This window comes from Kitasatospora sp. NPDC032150 (assembly GCF_055579945.1).
Genome location: NZ_JBVIMH010000092.1, coordinates 1,881 through 3,473, shown reverse-complemented (window position 1 = coordinate 3,473; position 1,593 = coordinate 1,881). Strand labels below are relative to the sequence as shown.

Annotated in this window: 2 protein-coding genes; both read right to left on the bottom strand. The window is 67.5% G+C overall.

The genetic code is table 11. The annotated features are described in order from the left end of the window. The coding region (kdpB, locus tag ACZ5ON_RS35855; RefSeq protein WP_465601773.1) for a potassium-transporting ATPase subunit KdpB at positions 1-1,517 on the bottom strand (1,517 nt) is incomplete at its 3' end. Beyond that, positions 1,517-1,593: potassium-transporting ATPase subunit KdpA (locus ACZ5ON_RS35850; protein WP_465601775.1), on the bottom strand; the 77-nt coding region annotated here is incomplete at its 5' end. The genes kdpB and ACZ5ON_RS35850, both read right to left, overlap by 1 nt.

Sequence of the window (1,593 nt, the reverse complement as noted above, 5' to 3'; positions counted from 1 at the left end):
GCGATCGCCCTGGCGGTCAGCGGATTGTCACCCGTGATCATGATGGTCTTGATGCCCATCCGGCGCAGCTCGTCGAAGCGCTCCCTCATGCCCGCCTTGACGACGTCCTTGAGGTAGATGACGCCGAGCGCGCGGGGGGCGGCCTCGCCGATCCGGGAGGCGACCACCAGCGGGGTGCCACCGGCGGCGGAGATGCCGTCGACCAGTTGCGCGATGTCCTCACCGACGGTGCCGCCGTTCTCGGTCACCCACTTGGTGACCGAACCGGCCGCGCCCTTGCGCACGCAGTGCACACCGCCCGGCTCGTCGAGGTCGACGCCGGACATCCTGGTCTGCGCGGTGAACGGCACCCAGGTGGCGTGGGTGAGCTCGCCCTGGGCACGGGCCCGCAGGCCGTACTCGGTCTTGGCCAGGACCACGATGGAACGGCCCTCGGGGGTCTCGTCCGCCAGCGAGGAGAGCTGGGCGGCATCCGCCAGCTCCGCCACGCTCACACCCTCGGCCGGCTGGAACTCGGCGGCCTGACGATTGCCCAGGGTGATGGTGCCGGTCTTGTCCAGCAGCAGGGTGTTCACGTCACCGGCAGCCTCCACCGCACGGCCCGACATCGCCAACACATTGCGCTGCACCAGCCGGTCCATACCGGCGATACCGATCGCGGAGAGCAGCGCGCCGATGGTGGTCGGGATCAGCGCCACGATCAACGCGACCAACACGACCATCGTCTGCGGGGCACCCGCGAAGGTCGCCATCGGCTGCAGGGTGACCACCGCGACCAGGAAGACGATCGTCAGCGACGCCAGCAGGATGTTGAGCGCGATCTCGTTCGGCGTCTTCTGCCGGGCCGCCCCCTCAACCAGCGCGATCATGCGGTCGATGAACGACTTGCCGGGCTCAGTGGCGATCTTGACCACGATCCGGTCCGAAAGCACCTTGGTGCCACCGGTCACCGCGCTGCGATCACCACCGGACTCACGGATCACCGGCGCGGACTCACCGGTGATCGCCGACTCATCCACACTCGCAACGCCCTCAACGACATCACCATCACCCGGAATGATCTGCCCCGCCTCGACCACCACGTGGTCACCGAGCTGGAGCGCCGTACCCGGCACCTCCTCCTCCCGGTCACCAGCGGGCCAGTTGACCAGCCGGCGAGCAACACTCTCGGTCTTGGCCTTGCGCAGAGTGTCGGCCTGCGCCTTGCCGCGGCCCTCGGCCACGGCCTCGGCCAGATTCGCGAAGACCGTGGTCAGCCACAACCACACCGTGATCGCCCAGGCGAACACGCTCGGGTTGGCGATCGCCGACACGGTGGTGACCACCGAGCCGACCTCGACCACGAACATCACCGGGTTCTTGACCATCACCCGAGGATCAAGCTTCTTCACCGCATCGGGCAGCGAAGAAACGATCAACCTGGGATCGAGCAGACCAGCCGAAACTCTGTGCGGAGCAGCGGCTACCTCGCCCTGATCGACCTGATCGGCCGGAGCGGGAGTAAGGGTGGACGACATCAGTGGAGACCTTCCGCGATCGGCCCAAGAGCCAGGGCCGGGAAGTAGGTGAGGCCAACAACGATCAGGACGACGC